At 72.9% G+C, this 3851-nt stretch carries 3 protein-coding genes; all 3 read left to right on the forward strand.

The features are described 5' to 3' along the window. The coding region (locus ACFXA3_RS37995; RefSeq protein ID WP_385195115.1) for a KR domain-containing protein at positions 1 to 1920 on the forward strand (1920 nt) is incomplete at its 5' end. Positions 1921 to 1927: 7 nt separating this feature from the next. Then, positions 1928 to 2860, forward strand: a complete 933-nt coding sequence (locus tag ACFXA3_RS38000; protein ID WP_385195118.1) for a proline iminopeptidase-family hydrolase — start codon at positions 1928 to 1930, stop codon at positions 2858 to 2860. Continuing rightward, positions 2847 to 3851: ACP S-malonyltransferase (locus tag ACFXA3_RS38005; RefSeq protein ID WP_385195121.1), on the forward strand; the 1005-nt coding region annotated here is incomplete at its 3' end. The genes ACFXA3_RS38000 and ACFXA3_RS38005, both read left to right, overlap by 14 nt.

A 3851-nucleotide genomic window follows, 5' to 3' on the forward strand; every position in this document is an offset into this window, starting at 1 on the left:
GAGCTGGCGGAACTGGGCGCCGAGGTCACCATCACGGCGTGCGATGTGGCCGATCCGGCCAACATCACCGCGCTGCTGGCGTCGATCCCGGCCGAACACCCGCTGACCGGTCTGGTCCACGCCGCCGGCACCGGCGACAACGGCCTCGTGTCGACCATGGACGCCGAGCGCCTGGACCGCGTCCTGGCCCCCAAGGCCGATGCCGCCTGGCACCTGCACGAGCAGACCCGGCACCTGGACCTGCCCCTGTTCGCCCTCATCTCCTCCGCCGGCGGACTCACCATGGCGGCCGGGCAGGCGAACTACGCGGCGGCGAACACCTTCCTCGACGCCCTCGCGACGTACCGGCACGCGCAGGGCCTGGCCGCCCAGTCGCTGGCCTACGGCCTCTGGGCCCGCACCGGCCTCGGGCAGTACGTCTCGGACACCGACGTGAAGCGCATGGAGCGCCAGGGCCTGCCGCCGCTCCAGCCCGAAGAGGCCCTCGCCCTCTTCGACGCCGCCTGCGCCTCGGGCCGGCCCGCCACCGTCCCGCTCCACGTCAACCGCACCGCCCTCCAGGCGCGCGCCGACCGGCTGCCCGCCCTCCTGCGGCCCGCCACCTCCGGCAGCCGGCGCCGCACCGCCGGAGCCAAGAGCGCCGTGACGGAGCTGATCTGGCTCCGGATCGGCCAGGCACCGGAGGACGAGCAGGAGGCCGCGCTGCGCGAGCTCGTCCAGAAGCGCGCCGCGCACCTCCTGGGTCACAGCAACCCCACCGCCATCGACGTCGAGCGGGGCTTCCTGGAGACCGGATTCGACTCGCTCAGCGCGATGGAGCTGCGCAACGCCCTCATGCAGGACACCGGCCTGCGGCTGTCCCCGATGGTGGTGTTCGACAGCCACAGCCCGGCGCAGCTCGCCAAGGTGCTGCTGGCCGAGTACGCCGAGCAGCGCCCCGGTACGACGGCCGCCGAAGCCGGCGCCTCCGGCTCCGCCGCCCCGTCACCGGACTCCGCTCCCGCCGCCCGGCCGGCCCGGGGCGCGGGGGAGACGCTGCGCGACCTGTTCCACGGGGCCGTGGTCTCCGGCCACGCGGACAAGGGCTTCGACCTGCTGCGCGCGGCGGCCGCGGTCCGGCCGTCCTTCGAGACGGCGGCCGAGCTGGAGCACGTACCGGCCGCGGCGCGGCTCGCCGACGGTGCGGAAGGCCCGCACCTGATCTTCGTCAACACGCCGATGGCGACCGGAGGGGCGTACCAGCACGCGCGCCTCGTCTCCCACCTCCAGGGCAAGCGGAAGGTGTCCGCCCTGCCCGTCCTCGGCTTCGATGCGAGCGAGAGCCTCCCGGCCACCCCGCAGGCGGCGGTCGAGGGCCTGGCCCGCACCGTCCTGGAGGCCGCCGGCGGGGAGCCGTTCGTCCTGATCGGCTACTCCTCGGGCGGCACCCTCGCCTACGCCACCGCCGGGCACCTGGAGCGCGCGCACGGCATCCGCCCGCACGGCGTGGTCCTGCTCGACACCTACAACGTCCACGACGGCGAGAGCGAAGGCGTCCCCATGGACGGCCTGGCGCTCGGCATGTTCGACAAGGAAGCGGCCTTCGGGGAGTTCGACAGCACCCGGCTCTCGGCCATGGGCCGCTGGGTGGAACTCGTACCGGACCTGCCCCTCGACTCCGTCGCGGCGCCCGTCCTGTTCGTCCAGTGCACCCAGTCCTTCGTACCGGACGGCGACGACCCCTCGCCCGAGCTCACCCAGGGCAAGGCCGAGCCCTGGGACCCCGCCCACACGCTGCGCCCCGTCGCCGCGAACCACTTCACCATCGTCGAGGAGCGCGCGGACGACACCGCCCGCGTGCTGGAGGACTGGCTCGCCTCCGGCATCGCCGACGCCCCCGACGCCGCACAGACCGCCGACCAGACCCAGAAAGCGATGTGAGACGACGGTGGCACTCAAACCCAAAGGCACCGTGCCCTTCGGCCCGTACGAGACCTGGTACCAGGTCACCGGTGACCTCCAGTCGGAGCAGCCCGCGCTCGTCGTCGTCCACGGCGGGCCCGGCAGCACCCACGACTACCTCAAGAACCTGACGCAGCTGGCGGAGCACACCGGCCCGGTCGTCCTGTACGACCAGCTGGGCAACGGCGGCTCCACCCACCTGCCCGACAAGGGGCCCGACTTCTGGACCCCCGAGCTGTTCGCCGACGAACTCGACAACCTGGTGAAGCAGCTCGGCATCGCAGACAACTACGTCCTGTTCGGCCAGTCCTGGGGCGGACTCCTCGTCACCAAGTTCGCGGCCGCCCGCCCGGCCGGCCTGCGCGGCCTCGTCATCGCCAACGCCCCCGCCTCCTACCCGCTGTGGCTGCAGGAGGCGGAGCGGCTGCGCGCCGAACTGCCGCCCGGCGTCAACGAGACGCTGCTGCGCCACGAGGCCGCGGGCACCACCGACAGCGACGAGTACCACAACGCGATGCGCCCCTTCTACGAGAAGCACGTGTGCCGCCTCAAGCCGTGGCCGCGGGACTACCTGGCCTCGTTCTACGAGGTCTACAACGACCCGACGGTGTACTACGCCATGAACGGCCCGAGCGAGTTCCACGTCAACGGCACCCTCAAGGACTGGTCGGTCATCGACCACTGCCCGCAGGTGGCGGTGCCGACCCTGCTGATCTCCGGGCGCCACGACGAGGCGACCCCGGCGACGGTCCAGCCGTTCCAGGACCTGATCCCCGACGTCCGGTGGGAGATCTTCGAGGAGTCCAGCCACCTCCCGCACCTGGAGGAGCCGGAGCTGTTCCAGCAGGTGATGAAGGATTTCCTGGGCTCGCTGGCGGGCGCGAAGCAGAAGGAGACGGTGGGCCGTGGAGGCAACTGACCGCACCGGCAGCGCCCTGGTGTTCCCCGGCATGGGCCCCGTCCCGTTCGCCGAGGTCGCCAAGTTCATGCTGGTCAACCCGTTCGCCCGCACCCTGTTCGCGGAAGCCGACGAGGTGCTCGGGTACTCGCTCTTCGAGCGGTTCAAGCAGGCCGAGGGCGACTACTCGGACCACGCCCAGGTGGCGTTCCTCGTGAACTGCCTCGCCCTGGCCCGGTGGGTGGAGCACGAGTACGACGAGCAGCCGGCCTTCTGCACCGGCCTGAGCTTCGGCGAGAAGGCCGCCGCCGTGCACTCCGGGGCACTGTCCTTCGCCGACGGCATCCGCTTCACCGCACGCTTCGCGCACACCCTCGACGCGTACTTCGCCGAGGAGCACCCGGAGAAGGTCGCCACCCAGTCCTTCGCCCGGACCCCGCGCGCCCTGCTGGACGAGGTGCGGGCCGAGCTGACCGAGCAGGGCGAGTGGCACGACGTCACCTGCGTCGTGGACGAGGACTTCGCGATGCTCACCCTGCGCACCTCCCGGCTGGAGTGGCTCCAGCAGCGGCTGCGGGCGGCGGGCGGCATGCCGCTGTACGTGATGGAGCCGCCGCTGCACTCCCCGGCGTTCGGCGGGCTGCGCCGCCGCGTCGAGGACGAGGTCCTGGCGGGGCTCACCTTCCGCGACCCGCAGCTGCCCGTCGTCGCCGACCAGGACGGGGCCGTGCTCACGACGGGCGACGAGGTACGGAACCTGCTGCTGGACGGCTGTGTCCGGCCGGTGGACTGGCCGGGCGTGCTCGGCTCCCTGCGCGACAAGGGCGTCGGAACCCTCTACGTGGCCGGACAGGACGCCCTGTTCGGCCGGGTGGGGGCGGCGACCCGCAACTTCAAGGTCGTACCCGTCAACCCCCGGCTGGCCATGCGGCCGCGGGGGGGGCGCGGGCCCCGCGGCGCGGGGGGCGGGGGCCGGCGGGGGGGCGCGGGCGGGCGCGGGGGGGGGGCGGTA

Source organism: Streptomyces sp. NPDC059456 (assembly GCF_042750055.1).
In the GTDB taxonomy this organism is placed as follows: Bacteria; Actinomycetota; Actinomycetes; order Streptomycetales; family Streptomycetaceae; genus Streptomyces.